Annotated in this window: 18 protein-coding genes and 1 tRNA gene; 11 read left to right on the top strand and 8 right to left on the bottom strand. The window is 74.6% G+C overall.

Annotated features, from left to right (window positions below):
• Positions 1-61: 61 nt before the first annotated feature.
• The 4 genes from J0910_RS23205 (at position 62) to J0910_RS23220 (ending at position 3553) form a co-directional block, all read left to right on the top strand.
• Positions 62-1126: a FecCD family ABC transporter permease gene (locus J0910_RS23205; protein ID WP_420160655.1), complete on the top strand. Its 1065-nt coding sequence runs from the start codon at positions 62-64 to the stop codon at positions 1124-1126.
• A 184-nt stretch (positions 1127-1310) separates the two neighbouring features.
• Positions 1311-2411 (top strand): FecCD family ABC transporter permease, encoded by a 1101-nt coding sequence (locus J0910_RS23210; RefSeq protein WP_420160656.1) that lies wholly within the window; start codon positions 1311-1313, stop codon positions 2409-2411.
• Positions 2408-3241, top strand: coding sequence for an ABC transporter ATP-binding protein (locus J0910_RS23215; protein ID WP_420160657.1), 834 nt, complete (start codon positions 2408-2410; stop codon positions 3239-3241). The genes J0910_RS23210 and J0910_RS23215 overlap by 4 nt, the downstream gene beginning before the upstream one ends.
• 165 nt (positions 3242-3406) lie before the next feature.
• Positions 3407-3553 carry a hypothetical protein gene (locus tag J0910_RS23220; RefSeq protein ID WP_420160658.1) on the top strand — a complete coding sequence of 49 codons (147 nt, stop codon included), beginning with the start codon at positions 3407-3409 and terminating at the stop codon, positions 3551-3553.
• 89 nt (positions 3554-3642) lie between these two features.
• Here J0910_RS23220 and J0910_RS23225 read toward each other — a convergent pair.
• A tRNA-Asn gene (locus J0910_RS23225) sits at positions 3643-3715 on the bottom strand.
• Positions 3716-3892: 177 nt separating this feature from the next.
• Between J0910_RS23225 and J0910_RS23230 the strand changes: the two genes are divergently transcribed.
• The 3 genes from J0910_RS23230 (at position 3893) to J0910_RS23240 (ending at position 5848) form a co-directional block, all read left to right on the top strand.
• Positions 3893-4204: a hypothetical protein gene (locus tag J0910_RS23230; RefSeq protein ID WP_420160659.1), complete on the top strand. Its 312-nt coding sequence runs from the start codon at positions 3893-3895 to the stop codon at positions 4202-4204.
• A gap of 92 nt (positions 4205-4296) precedes the next feature.
• Positions 4297-4782: a hypothetical protein gene (locus tag J0910_RS23235; RefSeq protein ID WP_420160660.1), complete on the top strand. Its 486-nt coding sequence runs from the start codon at positions 4297-4299 to the stop codon at positions 4780-4782.
• A gap of 406 nt (positions 4783-5188) precedes the next feature.
• Complete coding sequence (locus J0910_RS23240) at positions 5189-5848, top strand: hypothetical protein (protein ID WP_420160661.1); 660 nt, start codon at positions 5189-5191, stop codon at positions 5846-5848.
• 96 nt (positions 5849-5944) lie between these two features.
• On the opposite strand, the gene J0910_RS23245 is transcribed toward J0910_RS23240, so the two are convergent.
• On the bottom strand, positions 5945-8836 hold the full coding sequence (locus J0910_RS23245) for an FAD-binding and (Fe-S)-binding domain-containing protein (protein WP_420160662.1): 2892 nt from the start codon (positions 8834-8836) through the stop codon (positions 5945-5947).
• A gap of 94 nt (positions 8837-8930) precedes the next feature.
• Here J0910_RS23245 and J0910_RS23250 point away from each other — a divergent pair, with 94 nt between their 5' ends.
• Positions 8931-9458, top strand: coding sequence for a pyridoxamine 5'-phosphate oxidase family protein (locus tag J0910_RS23250; RefSeq protein WP_420160663.1), 528 nt, complete (start codon positions 8931-8933; stop codon positions 9456-9458).
• Between the two features lie 213 nt (positions 9459-9671).
• Here J0910_RS23250 and J0910_RS23255 read toward each other — a convergent pair whose 3' ends face one another.
• The 3 genes from J0910_RS23255 to dnaG all read right to left on the bottom strand — a co-directional run bounded on the left by J0910_RS23255 (position 9672) and on the right by dnaG (position 14279).
• The gene (locus J0910_RS23255) at positions 9672-11006 is read right to left on the bottom strand and encodes a glycoside hydrolase family 18 protein (protein ID WP_420160664.1); all 1335 of its coding nucleotides are present in this window, start codon (positions 11004-11006) and stop codon (positions 9672-9674) included.
• A gap of 169 nt (positions 11007-11175) precedes the next feature.
• Entirely contained in the window at positions 11176-12324 is a 1149-nt protein-coding gene (gene rpoD / locus J0910_RS23260; RefSeq protein WP_420160665.1) for an RNA polymerase sigma factor RpoD, read from the bottom strand.
• 71 nt (positions 12325-12395) lie between these two features.
• Positions 12396-14279: a DNA primase gene (gene dnaG / locus J0910_RS23265; protein ID WP_420160666.1), complete on the bottom strand. Its 1884-nt coding sequence runs from the start codon at positions 14277-14279 to the stop codon at positions 12396-12398.
• A gap of 133 nt (positions 14280-14412) precedes the next feature.
• On the opposite strand from dnaG, the gene J0910_RS23270 reads away from it, so the two are divergent.
• The 3 genes from J0910_RS23270 (at position 14413) to J0910_RS23280 (ending at position 17678) form a co-directional block, all read left to right on the top strand.
• Complete coding sequence (locus J0910_RS23270; RefSeq protein WP_420160667.1) at positions 14413-15759, top strand: extracellular solute-binding protein; 1347 nt, start codon at positions 14413-14415, stop codon at positions 15757-15759.
• Positions 15760-15763: 4 nt separating this feature from the next.
• Positions 15764-16678, top strand: coding sequence for a carbohydrate ABC transporter permease (locus tag J0910_RS23275; protein WP_420160668.1), 915 nt, complete (start codon positions 15764-15766; stop codon positions 16676-16678).
• A 112-nt stretch (positions 16679-16790) separates the two neighbouring features.
• Complete coding sequence (locus tag J0910_RS23280) at positions 16791-17678, top strand: carbohydrate ABC transporter permease (RefSeq protein ID WP_420160669.1); 888 nt, start codon at positions 16791-16793, stop codon at positions 17676-17678.
• Positions 17679-17766: 88 nt separating this feature from the next.
• Here J0910_RS23280 and J0910_RS23285 read toward each other — a convergent pair whose 3' ends face one another.
• From J0910_RS23285 to ppdK, 3 genes are all read right to left on the bottom strand, one after another.
• Positions 17767-19008, bottom strand: a complete 1242-nt coding sequence (locus J0910_RS23285; RefSeq protein WP_420160670.1) for a deoxyguanosinetriphosphate triphosphohydrolase — start codon at positions 19006-19008, stop codon at positions 17767-17769.
• Positions 19005-20006: a YdcF family protein gene (locus J0910_RS23290; protein WP_420160671.1), complete on the bottom strand. Its 1002-nt coding sequence runs from the start codon at positions 20004-20006 to the stop codon at positions 19005-19007. The genes J0910_RS23285 and J0910_RS23290 overlap by 4 nt, the downstream gene beginning before the upstream one ends.
• Before the next feature lie 192 nt (positions 20007-20198).
• Complete coding sequence (gene ppdK / locus J0910_RS23295) at positions 20199-22886, bottom strand: pyruvate, phosphate dikinase (protein ID WP_420160672.1); 2688 nt, start codon at positions 22884-22886, stop codon at positions 20199-20201.
• Positions 22887-23163 lie beyond the last annotated feature (277 nt).

Below are 23163 nucleotides of genomic sequence, written 5' to 3' on the forward strand. Positions count from 1 at the left end.
ACGGTGACCTGGACCTCCCCGCCGCTCCGCACGCCCCCGCCCCGCAGAGGAGTCCGCCCCCGTGACACCGACCGCCCCGGCCGCGCCGGGCGCGCCCCCGCTCGGCGGCGCGCCCGCCTTCGGCGCCGCCGCCCGCTCCCGCCGCCTGGCCGGCCTGGCGGTGCTGCTCGTCCTGCTCGCGCTCTGCACCGCCGCGAGCGTGCTGATCGGCGGCCGCGCCCTGGCCCCGGCCGAGGTCTGGCGGGTGCTGCTCGCCCCGGACGGCGGCGAGGCCGACGCCATCGTGTGGGCGCTGCGGCTGCCCCGCACCGGCCTGGGCATCGCCGTCGGCGCCGCCCTGGGCGCGGCCGGGGTGCTGATGCAGAGCCACACCCGCAACCCGATCGCCGACCCGTCCCTGCTCGGCGTCGCCTACGGGGCCGCGCTCGGCGTGGTGCTGGGCGTCTTCCTGTTCGGCATGACCGACCTGGCCTCCTACATCTGGCTCGCCATCGCCGGCGCGGTGGTCGCAGCGGCGGCGGTGTTCGCGGTCGCCTCCGGCGGCTCCGGCGGGCCGACACCGGTCACCCTGGTGCTGGCCGGTGCGGCGATGTCCGCCCTGCTCGCCGGGGTGACCTCGGCGATCGTCCTGCTCGACCAGGCCAGCCTGGAGGTGTACCGGTTCTGGCGGATCGGCGCGCTGGGCGGGCGGCCGGTGGAGGTGCTCTGGCAGGTGCTGCCGTTCATCGCGGCCGGGCTGGTACTGGCCGCGGCCAACGCCCCGGGGCTGAACGCGCTCGCCCTCGGCGACGACGTGGCCACCGCCCTGGGACGGCGGGTGCGCCGCGTCCGCGCCCTCGGCGTCGCCGGCATCGCCCTGCTCACCGGGGCGGCGGTGGCCGCCGCCGGCCCGATCGGCTTCCTCGGGCTGGCCGCACCGCACCTGGCCCGCGCGCTCGCCGGGCACGACCACCGGTGGACCGTGCCCTACGCCGCGCTCTCCGGCGCCTGCATCATCCTGGTGGCCGACGTCATCGGGCGGGTGGTCCGCGGCAGCGGCGAGGTGGAGGTCGGCATCGTGCTGGCCGTGCTCGGCGGCCCGTTCTTCATCGCGCTGATCCGCCGGGGACGGCAGGTCGCCGCCTGATGCCTCCGCCGAGCCGCGAGACGGCCCCCGGGCGGAGCGCCGGCCCGCCCGCGGGCCGGGGCGGTGGCCGCCCGGCGCCGCCCGCCCCCGGCGCGCCTCCGGTCGCACAGCGCCGACCGGCACGGCACCCGCCGGGGAGCCCTCTCCCCGCCCGCCCGACCGAACCCGGAGGACCGACCGCCCCATGACGCCCCGCTCCGCCGCCCCCGAGAGCGGCGAATACGCCCCGCCCGGCCGCAGGGTGCTGCGGCTCGGCCCCGCCTCGTGGGCCTGGCGGCCGCGCGCGGCCGCGGTCTCCGTCCTCGCCGCGGGGCTGCTGCTGGCGCTGTTCGCCCGCGCCCTGGTCGCCTTCGACGACTACCCGATGGGGATCGCCGAAGTGGTCCGGGTACTGCTCGGCGGAGGCGACGACGGGCAGCACTTCATCGTGTTCGAGCTGCGCATGCCGCGCGCCCTGACCGGCGCGCTGGTCGGCGCGGCGCTCGGGCTCTCCGGCGCGCTGCTCCAGGGCATCGCGCGCAACCCGCTGGCCAGCCCGGACACCCTGGGCATCGGCTGGGGCGCCTCGGTGGGGGCGGTCGCGGTGATCGTGGTCGGCGGCAGCGCCGGCGGGGTCAGCGGGGCCGCCGCGCAGTTCGGCGTCCCGGCGGGCGCGGTGGCCGGCGGCCTGGCCGCCGCGTTCGCCGTCTTCTCCCTGGCCTGGCGGGCCGGGGTGCAGAGCGGCCGGCTCCTGCTCATCGGCGTCGCCGTCTCCCTGGTCTGCTCCAACCTGGTCTACTGGGCGATGACCTGGAGCGACGTCCAGGACGCCGCCCGCGCGCAGACCTGGGTCACCGGCAGCCTGCACGCCGCCGACTGGGAGCGGGTCGGCGCCGCCGCGGCCGCGCTGGCGGTGCTGCTGCCGGCCGCGCTGATCGCCGCGCGCACCGTCGGCGCGCTCGGGCTGGGCGACGACACCGCCCTGGGACTCGGGGTCCGGGTCGATCGCGCCCGCGCCGGGCTGCTGTTCTGCGCCGCCCTGCTGGTCTGCGCGGCCACCGCGGCGGCCGGGCCGATCAACTTCGTCGCGCTGGCCGCGCCGCAGATCGCGCTGCGGCTCTGCCGCTCCCCGGAGCCCCCGGTACTGGCCTCGGCGCTGCTCGGCGGGGCGCTCACCCTCGGCGCCGACCAGCTGGCCGCCGGGCTGTTCCCGATCCAGCTGCCGGTGGGCGTCTTCACCTCGGTGCTGGGCGCCCCGTTCCTCATGTACCTCATCATCGTCCGGCACCGGGAGGCCCGCCTGTGACGTCCGACTCCCCCACCCCGGCCCCGGCGGAGGGCGCCCGGCTCCGCGCCGAGCGGGCCACCCTCGGCTACGGCGACGCGGTCATCGCGCGCGACCTCGACTTCGCGCTCGCCGACGGCGCGGTGACCGCCGTCATCGGGCCCAACGGCTGCGGCAAGTCCACCCTGCTGCGCGCGCTCGGCCGGCTGCTGCGGCCGAGCTCCGGGCAGGTGCTCCTGGACGGCCGGCCGGTCGGCTCGCTGCCCCCGCGCGAGGTGGCGCAGACCGTCGCGGTGCTCCCCCAGGCGCCGCAGGCCCCGCCCGGGCTGACCGTGGCCGACCTGGTGTCGCGCGGCCGCCACCCGCACCAGAGCTGGTACCGCCGCTGGTCCGCCGAGGACGCCGCGGCCATCGCCGACGCGCTGCGGATGACCGGCATGCTGGAGCTGGCCGAGCGCCCGCTGGAGCGGCTCTCCGGCGGCCAGCGGCAGCGCGCCTGGATCTCCATGGCGCTGGCGCAGGGCACCGACCTGCTGCTGCTGGACGAGCCCACCACCTACCTCGACCTGGCCCACCAGATCGAGGTGCTGGAGCTGGTGCGCGAGCTCAACGTCCGGCACGGCCGCACCGTGCTGATGGTGCTGCACGACCTCAACCTCGCGGCGCGCTACAGCGACCTGATGGTCGCGATGCACTCCGGGGAGATCCGCGCCTGCGGCCCGCCCGCCGAGGTGCTCACCCCCGAGCTGGTCGCCGGCGTCTTCGGGCTGGACTCCCGGATCGTTCCCGACCCGGTCACCGGCGGCCCACTGGTCGTCCCGATCGGCGTCCTCCCCGCCGACCGGGTGTGACGCCCCGCCGCCGCCCGGCGCCGCGGTCTTCCCCGCGGCGCCGGGCGGAAATGCGGGCAAAGCGAAATGCCCTCCCGTCTCGAGAGGGCCTTTCGCCGATCCCGGCGGACGCTCAAACTGCCCGAACTGCGGCACAGCTCTGTTTCCCTGCTCTCGGACGACGGCATGCCGCTGGACGAGATCGCCCTCCTGGTGGGCCAGAGCGGCACTCAGGTCGCAGAGGAGGTCGATCGCAAGCGGATCCGGCCCGTCATTCAGATCGGCACCGCAGCGATGGATCGGATCTTCTCAAGGGCCGACCAGGGAAGATAAGTACTCACTTCGATACCCGGCAACGCACAAGGGCCGCCTTCCCTTGACGGAAGGCGACCCTTGGCCGCTTCTATGAAGTTCTGGAGATGCTCCCGCGATTGGACTCGAACCAATAACCTGCCGGTTAACAGCCGGCTGCTCTGCCGATTGAGCTACGCGGGATGGTGTTCCCTGCCGCCTCCGGGGGTGTCCCCCTCGGCGACAGGTAATACTCTAGCGCACGCCGGAGCGTGCTCGTGACACCTTTTCCGGGAGGCCCCGGGCGCCCGCCTCACCGTCGGCGGACCGCCCTGCGGGTAACGTCGGACACGACAGCGGTACCGACGCCAAGGGGGACGCATGCGCTATCGGATCACCTTCATCGCCGGCCTGGCGATCGGCTACGTCCTCGGGGCCAAGGCCGGCCGGGGCCGCTACGAGCAGATCGCGGGCACCGCCCGGAAGATCGCGCGCAACCCCGCGGTGCAGGACGCGGCGAGCGCCGTCGGCTCCCAGGTGGCGGGCGCGGGCCGGGCGGTCTACGGCAAGGTGGAGGAGCGGCTCCCGGTCACCTCGGTCCGGGACTTCCTCGCCCGCCCCACCCGGGAGGAGGATGAGCACCTGGACCAGGAGGCGCCGGCGGCCGTCCCGCCCCAGGACTCCCGGATCTGACGGCACAGGCGGCGGGGCCGGAGCGGTACGGCCCCGCCCGCCGGCGGAGGCCCGGCCCCCTCCGGCCGGCGCCGGCGTTCTAGAGTGGCCGCATGAGCCGTTTCCGCCGCACCTCCCTTCCCCCAGAGGTCCGATCCGGCCTGCGGCTGGAGCGGGGGGAGCGGGTCCTCGCCCACGCCGCCGGGGGCGGCGGCGTGCTCGTCGCCACGACCGGTGCGCTGCACCTGCCCGGCGGGCACCGGGTGCCCTGGGACCGGATCGACCGCGCCCGCTGGGACGAGGAGGGGCTCCGCTTCACCGAGGAGGGCTCCGGTGAGCGCGCCTTCCCGGTGGCCGAGCCGGGGCGCCTGCCCGAGGTGGTCCACGAGCGGGTGACCGCGACCATCGTGGCCGCCCGGCACGTGCCGCTGCCCGGTGCCGGCGGCGCCGGGTTCCGGCTGGTGGCCCGGCGGCCCCCGGGCGGATCCCGGATCGACTGGCGGATCCACCTGGACGAGGGCGTCGACCCCGGCGATCCCGGGGTCCGCACCGCGGCCGAGCGCGCACTGGCCCTGATCCGCGAGCAGACCGGGATCTGACCGCGGCGCATGAGACCGCCCGCCCCTCCGATCCCGTTCGGTCCGCGGCCGAAGCCGGACGATTCGCTGTTTTCCACCGCCCCTGGGGACATTCCGTGTCCGAGTACCTCTACCGTGGTGATCGAGCCGGTCCTTGTCCGCTCTCCCGCCGGCAGTGGACCCCGCGGCCGTACGGCCCCTGAAAGTATCTCGGCCTGTGGGCGCTGACGACCGGCACCGCAGTCCCCGAAGCGTCGACGACAGGAGAACCATGGGGTCCCCTAACCCGCCCGTTCCTCCCCCCGGCCCCTCCGACCCCTACCGCGCCCCCAACACGGGCGCGGCGCCCGGCCCCCAGGGCGCACCCGGAACCCCTCCGGGCGTTCCCGGCGGGCACCCCGCGCCCGGGGCGCCGGGCTCGGCGGGCATGCCCCCGAACCGGCCGACCCCTCCGGGCGGCCTCGGCGGCCCCGCAGGCGGCCCGACCGGCCCCGGCGCCCCGAGCGGCCCCGGCGGTCCGGTCGGCCCCGGAGGGCCCGGCGGCCCGAAGCAGCCCTGGCCCCCGTCCGGGGCGCCGTCCCCGTCCTCCTCGAGCTCCGGCGGCAAGCGGCCCACCGGCCTGATCGTCGCGCTCGTCGTGGTGCTCGTCCTCGCCCTCGGCGGGGCCGGCGCCTCGGTCTGGCTCTACCTGGGCAAGACCAGCGCCGAGGAGGAGCTCGCGGCCTCCGAGGACGACGCCGCGGGCCTCCGCGAGCAGCTCGGCATCACCGAGGACGAGCAGGCGGCGCAGGAGCAGGAGGCCCAGGAGGCCTACGAGGCCGCCGACCTGCCCGGCCTGCTCAACGAGGTGGAGACCCTCAGCGACGACCTGGACGGCTCGATGAAGGACTTCGCCGAGGCCTCCACCAAGGACGGCGCCAGCGTGGACCAGATCGAGACGCTCTTCGCCGACATGTACGACTGCATGGGCGCCCGCGAGGAGTACAACATGAGCGCCGCCGAGCACGCCGCGCTCCTCGGCGACGACCTCCCGGAGTACCTCTCCGAGAGCGAGTACCCCTGCGGCCGCGACTTCTGGGGCGTGTGACCCGCCCCGCGAACGGACCGCTGGAAGGGGCCCCGCCTCCGGGGCCCCTTCCCCGTTCCCCCGCCCGCACCGGCCGGCGCCCCGGGGAGGGCGCGGTCAGCCCCGGGGGCGCAGGCCGGCGGCGAGGGCCTCGGCCAGGTGGACCGCGGTGCGGCCGGTCTCCTGGCCGATCTGGGTGCGGCAGCTGAAGCCGTCCGCGATCACCAGGTCGCCGGGGCCGGCCGCGCGCACCGCCGGGAGCAGCACCCGCTCGCCGATCGCCCGGGACACCTCGTAGTGCCCGTCCTCGAAACCGAAGTTCCCGGCCAGGCCGCAGCAGCCCGAGTCCGGCAGGTCCACCTCGATCCCGGCCCGCTCCATGAGCTCCCGGTCCGCGTCGAAGCCGAGCACCGCGTGCTGGTGGCAGTGGACCTGCCCGACCGCGCGGGCCCGCACCCGCGGCGGCTCCCAGTCCGGGGCGTGCTCGCGGAGGAAGCCGGCCAGGGTGTGCACCGCGGCGGCGGTGCGCTCGCTCTCCTCCCCCGGGACCAGCTCCAGCAGGTCGGACTTGAGCGCCGCGGTGCAGCTCGGCTCCGCGCCCACCACCGGCAGCCCGGCCGCGGTCAGCGGCGCCAGCGCGCGCAGGGCGCGCCGCGCCACCGCGCGCGCCACCCCCAGCTGGCCGGTGGAGACCCAGGTCAGGCCGCAGCAGACCGGCCCCTTGGGCAGCACCACCCGGAACCCGGCGTCCTCCAGCACCCGCACCGCCGAGACGAGCACCCCCGGCTGCATCCGGTCGCCGAAGGTGTCCGGCCACAGCACCACCCCGCCCCGGTGGCCCGGGGCCGGCGGGTGCCGCCGGAACCAGCGCCGGAACGTGGTCCGGGAGAACTCCGGCAGCGACCGCTCCGGGGCGATCCCGGCGAGCCGCTTGACCGCGCCGGCCACCGGCGCCGCCCGCCCGGCCCGGTTCACCTCCGCCGGGGCCAGGCCGGCCAGCCGCGCCCACACCGGCAGCCACCCCATCGAGTAGTGCGCGGCCGGGCGCACCCGGCCCTTGTAGTGGTGGTGCAGGAACTCCGCCTTGTAGGCCGCCATGTCCACGTCGACCGGGCAGTCGCTGAGGCACCCTTTGCAGGACAGGCAGAGGTCGAGGCCGTCGCGGACCTCCTCGGAGCGCCACCCGTCGGTGATCACCTCGCCGTTGAGCATCTCGAAGAGCAGCCGGGCCCGCCCCCGGGTGGAGTGCTTCTCCTCCCCGGTCGCCATGTAGCTGGGGCACATCACGCCGGGCCCGGAGTGCCGGCGGCACTTGCCCACGCCCGAGCAGCGGCGCAGCGCCTTGGCGAAGTCCCCGCCGTCCGCGCCGTGCGCGAGGACGGTCAGCGGGGGCCGCCCGGAGGCGGCGACGCGCAGGTCGGCGTCGAGCGGGCGCGGGTGCACCACCGCGCCCGGGTTCATCAGCCCGCGCGGGTCCCACACCGCCTTGAACGCCTCGAACGCCCGGATCAGCTCCGGCCGGTACATCCGGGGCAGCAGCTCCGAGCGGGCCTGGCCGTCGCCGTGCTCGCCGGAGACCGACCCGCCGTGCTCGGCCACCAGGTCGGCGGCGTCCTCCAGGAACGCGCGGTACCCGCGCCGCCCCTCGGCCGTGCCCAGCTCGAAGTCGATCCGCACGTGCAGGCAGCCCTCGCCGAAGTGGCCGTAGGCGACGCCGTCCCGGCCGTGCCGGTCCAGCAGCCGGTCGAAGCCGCGCAGGTAGGAGCCGAGCCGCTCGGGCGGGACCGCGGCGTCCTCCCAGCCCGACCAGGCCTCCCGGCCGTCCGCGGTGCGCGAGGTCAGCCCGGCGCCCTCCTCCCGGATCCGCCACAGCGCCCTGGTGTGCGCCGGGTCGGTGACCACGGCCGAGCCGGTCGGCCGGGCCCCGGCGGAGAGCGCGCGCACCATCGCCCCGCCCGCGGCCGCCGCGCCGGCCGGGTCCTCCCCGGCCACCTCCACCATCAGCCAGGCCCGCCCGTCGGGGAGGGAGACCCCGGAGCGGGCCCCGGGCCGGTCCAGCCCGGCGACCAGGCGCTCGTTGAGCCCCTCCACGGTGAGCGGGCCGTGCTCCAGCAGCTCGGGCACCGCGTCGGCGGCGGCCGGGGCGTCGGGGTAGCCGAGCACCACCAGCGCCCGCGCCGGCGGCACCGGGACCAGCCGGACGGTGGCGCCGAGCACCGTCACGCAGCCGCCCTCGGTCCCGGTGAGCGCCCGGGCGACGTGCCCGCCGTGCTCCGGGAGCAGCCGGTCCAGCCCGTAGCCGGAGACCCGGCGGGAGAGCCGCGGCATGCCGGTGCGCAGCTCGCCCATGGACGCGTCGACCAGGTCGCGCAGGGCCGAATAGACCTGCCCCCGGCGGCCGGGGCGGGCCGCCTCCCGGTCGAACTCCTCCCGCGAGGTGCGGCCCACCGTCATCCGGGTGCCGTCGTGCAGCAGCACGTCCAGCTCCTCGACGTTGTCCGCGGTGGTCCCCCAGGCCACCGAGTGCGAGCCGCAGGCGTTGTTGCCGATCATGCCGCCGAGCGTGCAGCGGCTGTGCGTGGAGGGGTCGGGGCCGAAGGTCAGGCCGTGCGGGGCGGCCGCGGCGCGCAGCGCGTCCAGCACCGCGCCGGGCTGCACCCGGGCGGTGCGCGCGCCGGGGTCGACCTCCTCGACGGCGGTGAGGTGCCGGGAGGCGTCCAGGACCAGGCCGGGGCCGATGGAGTTGCCGGCGATGCTGGTGCCGCCCCCGCGCGGGGTGAGCGGCACCCCGTAGGCGTCGCAGGCGGCGACGGCGGCGATCACGTCGTCGACGGTGCGCGGGAGGACCACGCCCAGCGGGACGTGCCGGTAGTTGGAGGCGTCGGCGGTGTACAGGGCTCGTGCTCCGGCATCGAAGGCGACCTCGCCGGAGACCTCGGCGCGCAGAGCACGCTCGAAGCCCGCGGTGTCGACGTCGCCGAGTGCCGCTGGGGTACGCGGATCGGCCATGCCCACCAGCGTGGCGCGCCGTGACGGGAGTGACAACCGCGCCCCGCGGCCCACCTGACGGAAGGTGTCGGGAATCCGCCGCAGACTGGCGGGCATGGAGCAGCGGAGCAGTGTTTCGACCATGGAGGCCGGGGCCGCGCGGGAGGCGCGCACCTGGGAGGAGTTCGCCGCGGAGGCGCCGGAGCTCGCCGAGCGGATCCGGCGGAGGTTCGCCCGGACGCCGCACCACGTGCTGGCGACCCTGCGCCGGGACGGCGCGCCCCGGGTCAGCGGCACCGAGGTGGCCTTCAGCGGGCCCGACCTGGTGATCGGCTCGATGCCCGGCGCGGTCAAGGCCCGCGACCTGCAGCGGGACGGCCGCTTCGCGGTGCACGCCAATCCAGGCGAGGCGGAGAGCGGCGAGCAGGCGATGGGGGAGGGCGACGCGAAGGTCTCCGGGGTTGCGGTGGAGGTCGACCCCGATGAGGTGGAGGGGTACCGGGACCCGGGCCAGCCGCCGGGCCCCTTCCACCTGTTCCGGCTGCTGCTCACCGGAGCGGTCCTCACCTCGGTGGAGGGCGACCGCCTGGTGATCCGGCACTGGCGTCCGGGCGCCGGCGTCACCGAGACCGCCCGGACCTGACCCTCCCCTGGAGAGGGGGCGGGCTGGACGCCCCGGGGCGCGGAGCCGCCCGCGCGGTGTGCGGCCCGTTCGGCCGGGGCCGGGCGGGCCGGCGGTGGTGCACCGGGCGGGGCCCGGGGAGGGGCGGACGGGCCCCGCGCGGTCCCTGAGGGCCCCTCCCCCGCGCGGCGCGCCCCTCGGCGGTCCCACCGCGCCTGCGGCGCGCCGGCCGCCCTACTCGGACAGCGAGCGGTCCATCGCCTCGACCAGCTCGCCCTCGGGGTCCATGTCCAGGTTCCACATCATCAGGCCGCCCAGGTCCTCGCGGCGCACGTAGTCGCCCTTGAGCTCGACCACCTCGGGGGTGTCGTAGGTCCACCACTCGTCGCCGTCGTAGAGCCAGTAGGCGGCGTGGACCGGGTCGAAGAACCGCTGGCCCTCCTTGCGCTCCAGGTCGGCGTAGGAGTCGGTGGCCTTGCCGTAGTCGCCGTCGGCCGGGCCCTCCGCGGGGGCGAACCGGCCGAAGTTCTGCGGCTCGACCCCGGACCAGCCGCGGCCGAAGCCGGGGAAGCCCAGCACCAGCTTCTCCCTCGGCACCCCGTACTCGATGTACTGCTGCACCGCGCGGTCCCCGCTGAGGTCGCCCTCGTGCCCCTCGACCGAGTACAGCTGCGAGTGGTGGTCGGTGGTCTCGCTCCACGGCCCGGTGAAGTCGTAGCCCTGCACGGTGGCGAAGTCGACGTCGTCGAAGATCTCCGGCTCGTAGCTGGCCTCGATGATCTCCGGCACGTTGGCCATCGACACCGACAGGCTGTACTCCTCGCCGGTCTCCTCCCCCAGGGCGTCCAGCTGGCGGCGGAACTCCTGCACCAGCAGGGTGAAGTTGCGCTTGTCGTCGGGGTGCTCGACGTTGTCCGGGTGGCCGGAGCCGCCGGGCCACTCCCAGTCCAGGTCGATGCCGTCGAAGATGCCGGCGGCGGCGCCCTCGCCTCCCTGCGGCTCGTCGTTGAGCTTCGGCAGGTTCCCGCGGATCCACAGGTCGATGCAGGAGGAGGCGAACTCCCTGCGGGACTCCTCGGTGCGCGCCGCGGTGGACATGTGCTTGGACAGGTTCCACCCGCCCAGCGAGATGCTGACCGACAGCTCGGGGTACTCCTGCTGGAGCTTGCGCATCTGGTTCAGGCTGCCGGCGAGCGGCTGCTCGTAGGTGTCGGCCTCGCCGTCGACGCTGGCCTCCGCCTTGTAGCGGCGCTGGTAGATCTCCCAGGGCTGGTCGGCGTCGGGCGAGATGAAGCAGCGCCCCTCCTCGTCCACGTCGCCGAAGGCCCACAGCACCCGGGTGAGCCGGGCGGCGGCGCCGCTGTCCCGGACGTCCTTGACGGTGTAGCCGCGGTTGGCCGTGTTCCAGTCGGCGAAGTAGGCGATCCGCTCCCTGCCGTCGCCGCCGCCCGCGCCCATCCGGGCGACGGTGGTGAACGCGGTGAAGAACACGGCGCCGAGGGCCACCGCGGTGACGACGCCGATGATCGTTCTGCCCCTGCGGGCCGCTGACTGCCGCTGAGCTGACATCACATAAGAAGGTAGCCTCAGGGGCCCCTCGGGAGTACGCGCACCGCCGAGGCGGCCACATCAGGACGATCCGGCGGTGCGGGAACCCCCGGGCGGGGCCGGGCGTTCGACGTGCGGACCGCCCCGGCGTGCGGGGCGGACTCCTCCATGATCGCCCACCCGCGCCCGGTCAGTCCAGGTAGTCGCGGAGCATCTGGGCGCGCGAGGGGTGGCGGAGCTTCGCCAGCGTCTTCGACTCGATCTGGCGGATCCGCTCCCGGGTCACCCCGAACTCCCGCCCCACCTCCTCCAGGGTGCGCGGGTGGCCGTCGGCCAGGCCGAAGCGGAGCCGGATGATCCGCTGCTCCCGGTCGGACAGCCCTCCCAGCAGCGAGACCAGCTGGTCCTGGAGCATGATGAAGGCGGCCGCCTCCACCGGGACCACGGCGTCGGAGTCCTCGATGAAGTCGCCGAAGTCGGAGTCCTCCTCGCCGATGGGGGCCTGGAGGGAGACCGGCTCCTGGGCGATCCGCTGGATCTCCTGCACCCGCTCGTCGCCGAAGCCGAGCTCGCCGGAGATCTCCGCGGGGGTGGGCTCGCGGCCGAGCTCCTGGTGGAGCTGGCGCTGCACGCGCATCAGCTTGTTGATGGTCTCCACCATGTGCACCGGGATGCGGATGGTGCGCGCCTGGTCGGCGATGGCCCGGGTGATGGCCTGCCGGATCCACCAGGTGGCGTAGGTGGAGAACTTGAACCCCTTGGTGTAGTCGAACTTCTCCACCGCGCGGATCAGCCCGAGGTTGCCCTCCTGGATCAGGTCGAGGAAGAGCAGGCCGCGCCCGATGTAGCGCTTGGCGATGGAGACCACCAGGCGGAGGTTGGCCTCGATCAGCCGGCGCTTGGCGCACTCCCCCTCCTCGACGAGCTGCTCCAGGTCGGCGGCGTGCTCGGCGGACATCTGCGGCGGGACCGCGGGCGAGCGGGCCCTGCGCAGCTTCTCCGCCGCGAACAGGCCGACCTCGATCGATTTGGCCAGTTCCACTTCTTCTTCTGCCGTGAGCAGCGGTACCCGGCCGATCTCCCGGAGGTAGATGCGCACGAGGTCGCCGGCGGAGGTCCTGCGGCCGGCCTCAGCGGAGGCGGCCTCCTCGGCGCCCGGGTCCACGACGTCGACCCCCTGCCGGGTGAGTCCCCGGACCACCTGGTCCAGGGACTCGGCCGGGATGTCGAGCCGCTCCAGGACCGAGGCGACGTCCGCGACCGTGACCGGTTCCCCGGTCCTTCCGCCCGCGACCAGTTGCGCCACCTGCCGGATCGGCGGCATTTCGCTCGGCAGCACCGATAGAGCCACACTTACAGTGTGCCCGCTCACACCGCCGCGTAGAGAGCGCTAGTTTTGTCACCCCGGTGCTACCCGGCCCCGGCGATGCGCTCCCGTACCGCGCGTTTCCGCTGGCCCGCGGCGAGCAGCTCGGCGAAGACCCGGTTGTACTCCTCGGCGTCGGCGGCCGGGTCGAGGCGGCCCAGCCGCGACTTCAGGTTTGCCTCCGCCCGATTGGCGGAATGAAGCATGATTGTGTCGATGATGTTGCGGGCGTCGCGCTCCTCCAGCTCGCCGTCGACCTCGACCCGCTCCACGCCCAGCTCGGTGACGAATGAGCGCTGCGCGTCGTTGGGCGCGGCCTCGCGCAGCCGGGCGGCCCACCCGGCGGCGTCGGGCGCGGCGGCCACCCCGCCCTGGCCGCGGATCAGCTCGAAGACGGCCCGGTGCTGCGGTGCGGTGAACGCCTCGGTGTCCAGCTCGTCGAAGCCGGAGGCCAGGCCGGGGGCCTGCACCGCGATCTTCAGTGCCTGGCGCTCCCGGCGCAGCGAGGGGTCGCGCAGGTCGTAGGGGGCGGCCTCGGCCGCGCCCGCCGGGGCGACCGGCGCGGGGCCGCTCCGCCGGGCCTCCCCCCGGCCGTGCGCGGCCCGCATGTGCTGGGCCACCCGGCGCTGCACGAACGCCTCGTCCATGATGCCCAGCCAGTGGTCGAGGTTGACCCCGTAGAGCTTGCGCACGCCCTCGTTGCGGATGCTGGCGACGATCTCGGCGGCGGCGTCCAGCCCGGCCATCCGCCCCTCGGGGGTGCTCAGGTCGTAGCCCTCGATGACGTTGCGGATCATGAACTCGTACAGCGGCCGGGCCTGCTCGACGAGGTGCTTGACGGCCTCCTCTCCCTGCCGGACCCGCAGGTCGCAGGGGTCCAGGCCGTCCTGCTGGACCGCGACGTAGGTCTCCGCGGCGAAATTGTGCTCCTCGGCGAAGGCGCGCACCGCGGCCTTCTGCCCGGCGGCGTCGCCGTCGAAGGTGAACACCACCCGGCCGCGGGCGCCGGCCCGGTCCAGCATGATCCGGCGCAGCACCTTGACGTGGTCCTCGCCGAACGAGGTTCCGCAGGTGGCGACGGCCGTGCCCACCCCGGCCAGGTGGCAGGCCATCACGTCGGTGTAGCCCTCCACGATGACCGCCTGGTGGCCGCGGGCGATCTCCCGCTTGGCCATGTCCAGGCCGTAGAGCAGGTGGCCCTTCTTGAAGACGGGCGTCTCGGGGGTGTTGAGGTACTTGGGGCCGTCGTCGGAGGCGGAGAGCTTGCGGGCGCCGAAGCCGACCGTCTCGCCGGTGACCTCGCGCACCGGCCAGACCAGCCGGTCGCGGAACTTGTCGTAGGCGCCGCGGCGGCCCTGGCCGCCCAGGCCGGCGGTGACGATCTCGGCGTCGGCGAAGCCCTTGTCGCGCAGGTGGCCGGTGAGCGCCTCCCACCCGCCGGGGGCGTAGCCGACGCCGAACCGCTCGGCGTCGGCCCCGGTGAACCCCCGCTCGGCGAGGAACGCCCGGGCGTGCCGGGCCCCCGGGGAGAGCAGCTGCTCGGCGTAGAACTCCTGGGCGATCCGGTGCGCCTCGATCAGCCGCTGCCGCTGCCCCTGGTCCTGCCGCTTGGTGTAGCCGCCCTCCTCGTAGCGGAGCCGGATCCCGGCCTTGGCGGCCAGCGCCTCCACCGCCTCGACGAAGGTGACGTGCTCCATCTCCCGCAGGAAGGTGAAGACGTCGCCGCCGACCCCGCAGCCGAAGCAGTGGTAGAGCCCGCGCGAGGGGGTCACGTTGAACGACGGGGACTTCTCGTCGTGGAACGGGCACAGGCCCTTCAGCGAGCCGCCCCCGGCGTTGCGGAGCTGCAGGTACTCGCCGATCACATCGGCGATGGGGGTGCGCTCGCGGACGAGCGCGATGTCTTCGTCTCTGATCCGTCCGGCCACACCGCAAGCGTAGTTCGTGGCCGGAGTCCGGGGATACAAGGCCCTTACCGGTTGTGGATGGCGGGCGGTGCGCCGTGCGAGAGTCGAGTGGCACGGGCCACAGCGGAGCGCGCCCGTGGGGAAGGAGAGGGCCATGAGACGGGCCCCGGCCGCACTCGCCCTCCTGCTCGCCGCCGTCCCGGCCGCCGCCGGGTGCGAGGGGTCGGGGCGCGACCCCGGCACGGTGAAGATCGTCTACCAGGACTTCGGCGCGTTCCGCGCCGCCGACCCGCTGTTCCGGCGGGTGAAGGAGGAGTTCGAGGCCGCCAACGAGGGCGTGACCGTCGAGCTGCACCCGATCGAGGCGCCCGCCGAGGACTACCAGACCCAGGTCAACCTGATGAACCGGTCCCCCGCGGACGCGCCGGACATCATCTACGAGGACAGCTTCACGATCAACCAGGACGTGGACGCCGGGTACCTGCACCCGCTGGACGAGTACTGGGCCGGCTGGGAGGACGCGGAGTTCTACAGCGAGCAGGCCGACGCCGCGGTGACCGCGCTGGACGGGAAGCGGTACGGGGTGATGCTCGGCACCGACACCCGGGGGCTCTGGTACAGCACCCGGCTGTTCGAGGAGGCCGGGGTGGACACCCCGTGGCGGCCCGAGGACTGGGACGCGGTGCTGGACACCGCCCGCGAGCTCGGCGGTGAGCTCGGCGACGGGGTCGTCCCGCTCAACGTCTACGCCGGCACCCCGGCCGGCGAGGTCTCCTCCATGCAGGGCTTCCAGATGCTGCTCGCCGGCACCGGCGACTCCCTCTTCGACGAGGAGGAGCAGAAGTGGGTCACCGGGGCGCAGGGGTTCACCGACGCCCTGGAGTTCATCGGCACCGTGTACGGCGAGGGCCTGGCCCTGGACCAGCGGGACGCGCTCAACGCCAACGTCGCCACGCTCAACAACGACGAGCGGATCCCCGGCGGGGAGATCGCGATCAGCCTGGACGGATCCTGGGTGACCCAGTCCTGGATCGAGAGCGGCAACCGGCCCTGGCCCGAGTGGGAGGAGGAGATGGCGTTCGCGCCGATGCCCACCCGGGACGGGCAGGAGCCCGGCGCGGCCAGCATGTCCGGCGGGTGGACGCTGGCGATGGGGGCGCACACCGCCGACCCCGGCCTCGCCTGGCGGGTGATGGAGCACGCGCTGAGCCGGGAGAACGCCCTGGAGTTCGCGGTGGAGGGCGCGCAGATCCCGGTCCGCTCCGACGTGGCCGACTCCGAGGAGTACAGGGAGCGCTCGCCCATCGTGCCGGAGGCGGTCGAGCTGGTCGACGTCACCGCCTTCCGCCCCGCCTACGGCGACTACCCGCGGATCTCCCTGGCGATCCAGGAGGCCACCGAGCAGGTGGTGCTCGGCGAGGCCACCCCGGAGGAGGCCGCCGCGGCCTACGACGCCGAGGTGGCCGGAATCGTCGGCCCCGACGCCGTGACGGGCGGGTGAGGCGATGGCCGGGGAGACCGCCGCGCGCCGCGGGGTGCCGCCTTCGCTGCGCCCCGGCCCGGCCGCCCGGGTGCTGCCCCTGGTGCCCGCGCTCTTCCTGCTGCTCGCCTTCTTCGCCGGCCCGGTGCTGTGGACGGTGTGGGCCTCCTTCACCGACGCCGCGCTGACCGGCGCGGCCGCGGCCCGCACCGACTTCGTCGGGCTGCGCAACTTCGAGCGGCTGCTCACCGACCCCGACGTGCTGAACGCCACCGTGCTCACCGCGGTCTTCCTGGTCGGCTCGGGCGTGGTCGGCCAGACCGCGCTGGGCCTGCTGCTCGCCCTGCTGATGCAGGGCCGCCGGGGGTGGGTGCGCGGCGCGGTGGGCGGGGTGGTGGTCGCCGCCTGGGTGCTGCCCGAGGTGGTGGCCGGGTTCGTCTGGGCGGCCTTCCTGGAGCGGGAGGGCACGCTGAACCTGCTGCTCCAGGCGGCGGGGGCGGCGCCGCAGTCCTGGCTGACCGCGCTGCCGATCCTGGCGGTGGTACTGGCCAACGTATGGAAGGGCACCGCGTTCTCGATGATGGCCTACTCGGCCGCGCTGGCCGAGGTCCCGGTCGACCTGAAGGAGGCCGCCCGGGTGGACGGCGCGGGGCCGCTCCGGGTGGTGTGGCACGTGGTGCTGCCGCTGCTGCGCCGCACCGCGGCGGCCACGCTGCTGCTGGTGACCCTGCAGACGGTGCAGGTGTTCACGCTGATCTTCGTGATGACCGGCGGCGGTCCGGGCGGGCGCAGCACCACCCTGCCGCTGCTGATGTACCGGGAGGCGCTGGGCTTCGGCGACATCGGCTACGGCACCGCGGTGGGGCTCGCGCTGCTCGTGGTGGCCGGCCTGTTCTCCGCGGTCTACCTGCGCACGCTCCGCCCCGAGGAGGTCCGATGACGACGGCTCCGCGCCCCGCCTCCCCCGCCCCGCGCCGGCGCCGGCTCCGAGGCCGGCCGGTCGGCCCGCCATCCGCGGTCCGCCCGTGCACGCCCCGCCCGGAGGAGGCCCGATGAGCAGGGCTCCGCACCCCTCCCCCGCCGCCCCGCGCCGGCGCCGGGTCCGCTCGGTGGCCGCGCCGCGCCGGGCGGCGGCCGCGGCCGTGGTGCACCTGCTCCTGGCCGGGCTGGCGCTGGCCTTCCTGCTGCCCGCGCTCTGGCTGCTGCTGGCCGCCTTCGACGCCCGCGCCTCGGCGCGGGTCCGGCTGCCCGAGGCGTTCACCCTGGACAACTTCGCCGCGGTGGCCACCCGGGACGTGCTCTTCCTGCCGATCTGGAACTCGCTGTTCATCTGCGGCGGGGCCGCGGTGGTGACGGTGGCCGCCTCGGTGCTGGCCGCCTACCCGCTGTCCCGGTTCGGGCTGCGCTTCGGCCGGCCGTTCCTGTACACCGTGCTGTTCGCCACCGGCCTGCCGCTGACCGCGATCATGGTGCCGGTCTACAGCCTGTTCGTGCAGTTCGGCCTGGTCGACTCCAGGTGGGCGACGATGCTCTTCCTGGCCGCGGCGAGCCTGCCGTTCGGCATCTGGCTGACCAAGAACTTCCTGGACGGCATCCCGGTCGAGCTGGAGGAGGCGGCCTGGGTGGACGGGGCCTCGGCCCGCCAGTCGCTGCTCCGCCTGGTGGTGCCGCTGGCCGCGCCGGGGCTGGCCGTGGTCGGGGTGTTCACCCTCGTCATCACCTGGGGCAACTTCTTCGTCCCGTTCCTGCTGCTGCGCAGCGCCGACCGGATCCCCGCCGCGGTGCGGATCTACACCTTCTTCGGCCAGTACGGCCAGGTGAGCTACGGGGAGCTGGCCGCCTACTCGCTGCTGTACGCGCTGCCGGTGGTGGTGCTCTACCTGGTGGCGGCGCGCTCGCTGGGCGGCGCGTTCAACTTCGGCGGGGCGATGAAGGGCTGAGGCCGCGCCCGCCGCCCCTCCCGCGATGATCTTGGAGTTGCGGGGGTATCAGAGCCTGCTGATACCCCCGCAACGTCACGATCATCGCTCAGCCGGCCAGCCGGTCGTGCCAGGCCCGGGCGGAGGTGTCGGTGAGCGAGGCGACCTGGTCGATGACGACGCGCAGCGCCGCCGCGTCGTCCGGGGCGCCCAGGTAGGCGGCGCGCAGCGGCGGCTCCAGGGTGCCGGGGGCGCCGGCCCGGACCGCTTCGACGAGCCCGGTGACCAGTTCGCGCTCGCGGGCCTGGTAGGCGACGGCCTCGGAGCGGCCCATCACGTAGTGCGCGGCGACCGCCTTGAGCGCGGCGCACTCCAGCAGGGTCCGCCGGGGGACGATCAGGTCGGCGGAGTAGCGGGTGAGCGGGCCGGGGCCGTACCGGTTCCGGGTCTCCCGCTCGGCGGAGCGGCACAGCCGGCCGATCAGCTCGCTGGTGAGGTTCTTCAGCGCCGCGAGGGCGGCGAGGCCCCCGTCGAAGCTCCGCGGCCAGAACTCCTCGGCGGCCAGGTCGGCGAAGACCTCCTCCAGTTCGGCCGCGGGGGCGTCGGTGTAGCGCTCGGCGGCCACCGCGCACACCGCGGCCCGCTCCTCCGGGCTGCGCAGGGCGTCCAGCCGCACCATCCCGGAGAAGATGCCGTCCTCGACGTCGTGCACGGAGTAGGCGACGTCGTCGGACCAGTCCATCACCTGCGCCTCGAAGCAGGTGCGCGGCTCGCCCTCGGGGGCGCCCTCGCGGAGCCAGTCGAAGACCGGGGCGTCGTCGGGGTAGCAGTTGAACTTGCGGCCGTCGCCGCCGCCCCGCTGCCAGGGGTACTTGACGGTGGCGTCCAGGGTGGCGCGGGTCAGGTTGAGCCCGGCGCCGGCGCCGGTCCCGTCCAGCACCTTGCCCTCCAGCCGGGTGAGGATGCGCAGGCTCTGCGCGTTGCCCTCGAACCCGCCGCAGGCGGCCGCGGCGGCGTCCAGCGCCCGCTCCCCGTTGTGGCCGAACGGCGGGTGGCCCAGGTCGTGCGAGAGGCAGGCCGCCTCGACCAGGTCGGCGTCGCAGCCCAGGGCGCTGCCGAGCTCCCGGCCGATCTGGGCGCACTCCAGGGAGTGGGTGAGCCGGGTGCGCGGGAAGTCGCTGGTGCCGGGCTGGACCACCTGGGTCTTGGCGGCGAGCCGGCGCAGCGCGTAGCTGTGCAGCACGCGGGCGCGGTCGCGCTCGAACGGTCCGCGGGCCCGGTTCTTCGGCGGCTCGCTCGCGCGGCGCTCCCGGTCGCGGTCGGTGTATCCGGATTCGGTGGTCTCGGTCAAGCGGCGTCGGTCCCGTGGTCCTTGATGTCGTCGCGGATGTCGGCGCTGTCGCCGAACAGCCAGTAGTACCAGAGCGATCCGGTCTCCCTGGTGATGTACCACAGCTGGGTCTTCCGCTCCAGCACCGCCGGGCCGGAGCGCACCGGGGACGTCCCGGCCTCCATGCCCTGGTCCTCGGCCATGATCCGGGAGCGCAGGCTGTGCCAGGGGTCGGTGACGATGACGGTGCTGTCCCACCCTTGGTCGTCGAAGACCCCGGAGACCGCCTCCAGGCTGCGCAGCGTGTTGCTGCCGGTCTCGACGGCGACCACCGCGTCGGCCGGAATGCCCTGCTCGACCAGCCAGTCCCGGCCCGATCCGCCCTCGGTGTAGTTGTCCCCGGGCTGGTTGCCGCCGACGGTGACCACCATCGGGGCGACGCCGCTCCGGTAGAGGTCGGCGGCGTGCTGCAGGCGGGCCTGGAAGATCGGGGACGGGGTGCCGTTGTACTGGCTGGCGCCCAGCACCACGATCGCGTCGGAGGCCGGGCGCTCGTCCTGCCGGGCGGTCCACCAGACCCAGCCCCAGGTGGCCGGGGGGAGCGCCACCGCGATCAGCAGCACGACCGCGATGATCCGGCCCAGGCGGATCCGGGGCCGCGGGCGGGAACGGCGCCCGCCGCGCCGGGGGGCCGGCTCGGGCTCGTCGAACGGGTCGCCGTCGGGGCCGCCGCCGGACGGGCCGCCGCGGCGGTGGGCGCCGGGGAGGCGGCCGTCGTGCACCGTGTCGTTCTCGGTGCCGGGGGCCGGCGCGGGCTCCCGGACCGGCTCGGGGGCGCGGGTGAAGACCCGGGTGGCGTCGGCGCCGCCCGCGGGGGCGGCACCGGGGTCCGCGGTCGGCGCCGCCGGCCGGGGCCGGTCGGCGGAGGTGAAGACGCGCGTCTCCATGCTGTCCGCCGAGCGGCCCCGCGGCCACTCGTCGCGCGGCTCCTCGCCGCGCTCCTCGTCGGCTGTCCGCACCCGCCACCCCCGGCTCACGTGATTTCTGGGTCCCTGGCCCGCCCGACGATAACCGACCCCGGGAGGGCCCGGGTCCGGTGGGCGGGCGGCGGCCACAGCGTAGTGGAGGGCGCCCGCCTTGCGACGGTCAAGCCTATATCACGGAAAGGTTACGCCTTACCCCCGTTGGCGGTGGTGCACCCCGCTTCCGTGTCACGCTTCCCGCCCCTCCCGCGCGGCGGCGCGGCCCGCCTCCAGCCGGGCCACCGGGACGCGGAACGGCGAGCAGGAGACGTAGTCGAGCCCGGCCCCGTGGAAGAAGTGGACCGACGCCGGGTCGCCGCCGTGCTCCCCGCACACGCCGAGCTTGAGGCCGGGGCGGGCGGCGCGCCCCTCCTCCGCGGCGATCCGCACCAGCCGGCCGACGCCGTCGGTGTCCAGCGTCTCGAACGGGGAGACGCCGAAGACGCCCTTCTCCAGGTAGGAGGAGAAGAAGGAGGCCTCCACGTCGTCGCGGGAGAACCCCCACACGGTCTGGGTCAGGTCGTTGGTGCCGAAGGAGAAGAACTCCGCGCTCTCCGCGATCTGGCCGGCGGTCAGCGCGGCGCGGGGCAGCTCGATCATGGTGCCCACCGGGAAGTCCAGTCCGACGCCGTACTCCTCGCCGACCTCGCGCAGCACCCGGACCGACTCGTCCCGGATGATCTCCAGCTCCTGAACGGTGCCCACCAGCGGGATCATGATCTCCGGCCGCGGGTCGCCGCCGGACCGGATCCGCTCGGCCGCGGCCTGGGCGATCGCGCGCACCTGCATGGTGAACAGCCCGGGGACCACCAGGCCGAGGCGGACGCCGCGCAGGCCCAGCATCGGGTTCTGCTCGTGCAGCCGGTGCACGGCCTGGAGCAGCCGCAGGTCGTTCTCGTTCTCCTCGCCGCGCGCCTCGGCGACGGCCACCCGCACCGACAGCTCGGTGATGTCGGGGAGGAACTCGTGCAGCGGCGGGTCGAGCAGGCGGACCGTGACCGGCAGCCCGTCCATGGCGTCGAAGATCCCGGTGAAGTCCTCGCGCTGCAGCGGGAGCAGGGCGGCCAGCGCCTCCTCGCGCTCCCGCTCGGTGTCGGCCAGGATGAGCCGCTCGACCAGCGGGCGCCGGTCGCCGAGGAACATGTGCTCGGTGCGGCAGAGCCCGATGCCCTGGGCCCCCATCCGGCGGGCGCGGGCGGCGTCCTCCGGGGTGTCGGCGTTGGCCCGCACCCCCATCCCGCGCGCCTTGTCGGCGGCGGCCATCATCCGGTCGACCGCCCCGACCAGGTCGTCGGTCTGCCCGGAGGGGTCCTCCGCGCCGTCGAAGTAGCGCACCACCGGGGAGTCGACCACCGGGACCTCGCCGAGGAAGACCTGGCCGGTGGAGCCGTCGATGGAGATGAGGTCGCCCTCTTCGACGGTGCGCCCGCCGGGGGTGCGCATCCGCCGGTTCTTGGTGTCGACGTCGAGCTCCTCGGCGCCGCACACGCAGGTCTTGCCCATGCCGCGGGCGACCACCGCGGCGTGCGAGGTCTTGCCGCCGCGGCTGGTCAGGATGCCTTCGGCGGCGAGCATGCCCTCCAGGTCGTCGGGGTTGGTCTCGCGGCGGCACAGGATGACCCGCTCGCCGCTGCGCGACCACTTGACCGCGGTGTAGGAGTCGAACACCGCGCGGCCCACCGCGGCGCCCGGGGAGGCGTTCATGCCGGTGCCGAGCAGGTCGCGCTCGGCCTTCTCGTCGAACCGCGGGAACATCAGCTGGGCGAGCTGGTCGCCGGTGACCCGCTCCAGCGCCTCGTCCCGGGTGATCATGCCCTGCTCGACGAGCTGGTCGGCGATGCGGAAGGCCGCGGCGGCGGTGCGCTTGCCCACCCGGGTCTGCAGCATCCACAGCTTGCCGCGCTCGATGGTGAACTCGATGTCGCACAGGTCCCGGTAGTGGTTCTCCAGGGTCTCCATGATCGACATGAGCTCGTCGTGGCTGCGCTTGTCGATCCGCTCCAGCTCGGCGAGGGGGACGGTGTTGCGGATGCCGGCCACGACGTCCTCGCCCTGGGCGTTGGCCAGGTAGTCGCCGTAGACGCCCTGCCGGCCGGTGGCCGGGTCGCGGGTGAAGGCGACCCCGGTGCCGGAGTCCATGCCGAGGTTGCCGAAGACCATCGCGCAGACGTTGACCGCGGTGCCCAGGTCGACGGGGATCCGCTCCTGGCGCCGGTAGAGCACGGCCCGCGGCGCGTTCCAGGACTCGAAGACGGCCTTGACCGCCAGCTCCATCTGCTCGCGCGGGTCGGCGGGGAATGCGCGGCCGGTGTGCTCGGCGACGATGCCCTTGAACTCCTCCACCAGGCGGTGGAAGTCCGCGGCGTCGAGGTGCAGGTCGTCGGTGACGCCCTTGTCCCGCTTGGCCCGCTCGATGGCCTCCTCGAAGAGGTCCCCGTCGATGCCCTGCACGGTCTTGCCGAACATCTGGATCAGCCGGCGGTAGGAGTCCCAGGCGAAGCGCTCGTCGCCGGCCTGCTCGGCCAGGCCGCGTACCGACTCGTCGTTGAGGCCGATGTTGAGCACCGTCTCCATCATCCCGGGCATGGAGAACCTGGCGCCGGAGCGGACGCTCACCAGGAGGGGGTCGTCCGGTTGGCCGAGGCGCTTGCCCATGGCCGCCTCCAGGGCTCTGAGCTTCTCCTCGACCTGCTCCGCGAGCCCGTCGGGCATGGCCCCGTCGGCCAGGTAGGCGCGGCACGCCTCGGTGGTGATGGTGAACCCGGGCGGGACCGGCAGGCCCAGGTTGGTCATCTCGGCGAGGTTCGCGCCCTTGCCGCCCAGCAGATCCTTCAGATCCTTGTTGCCTTCGCTGAACTCGTAGACGTACGTGAGCACCGCTAGCTCCTTCGACGGGACGGCTGCACCTCGGACGCCCTGGCCGCGTCGATCATCACCGACCTCCACTTCCGGTTAACTACCCCTTGTTTCCGCTGGCCATCAGGGTTTAATTGGTTTAGACCAATGGTCTTGGAAGGGTAGACGTTCCCCTTGGCCGGAAACAGAGTCAGGGAAGGGCGGTCGCCGATGATCGTCGTGGTCAGGGACGCTTGGCTGAACCGTAGCAGCCGCGCGTCCGATTTCCGGGACCCAGGCCCCCGAAAAAGACCACTCC

This window comes from Nocardiopsis oceanisediminis (assembly GCF_048595525.1).
Classification (GTDB): domain Bacteria; phylum Actinomycetota; class Actinomycetes; order Streptosporangiales; family Streptosporangiaceae; genus Nocardiopsis_A; species Nocardiopsis_A oceanisediminis.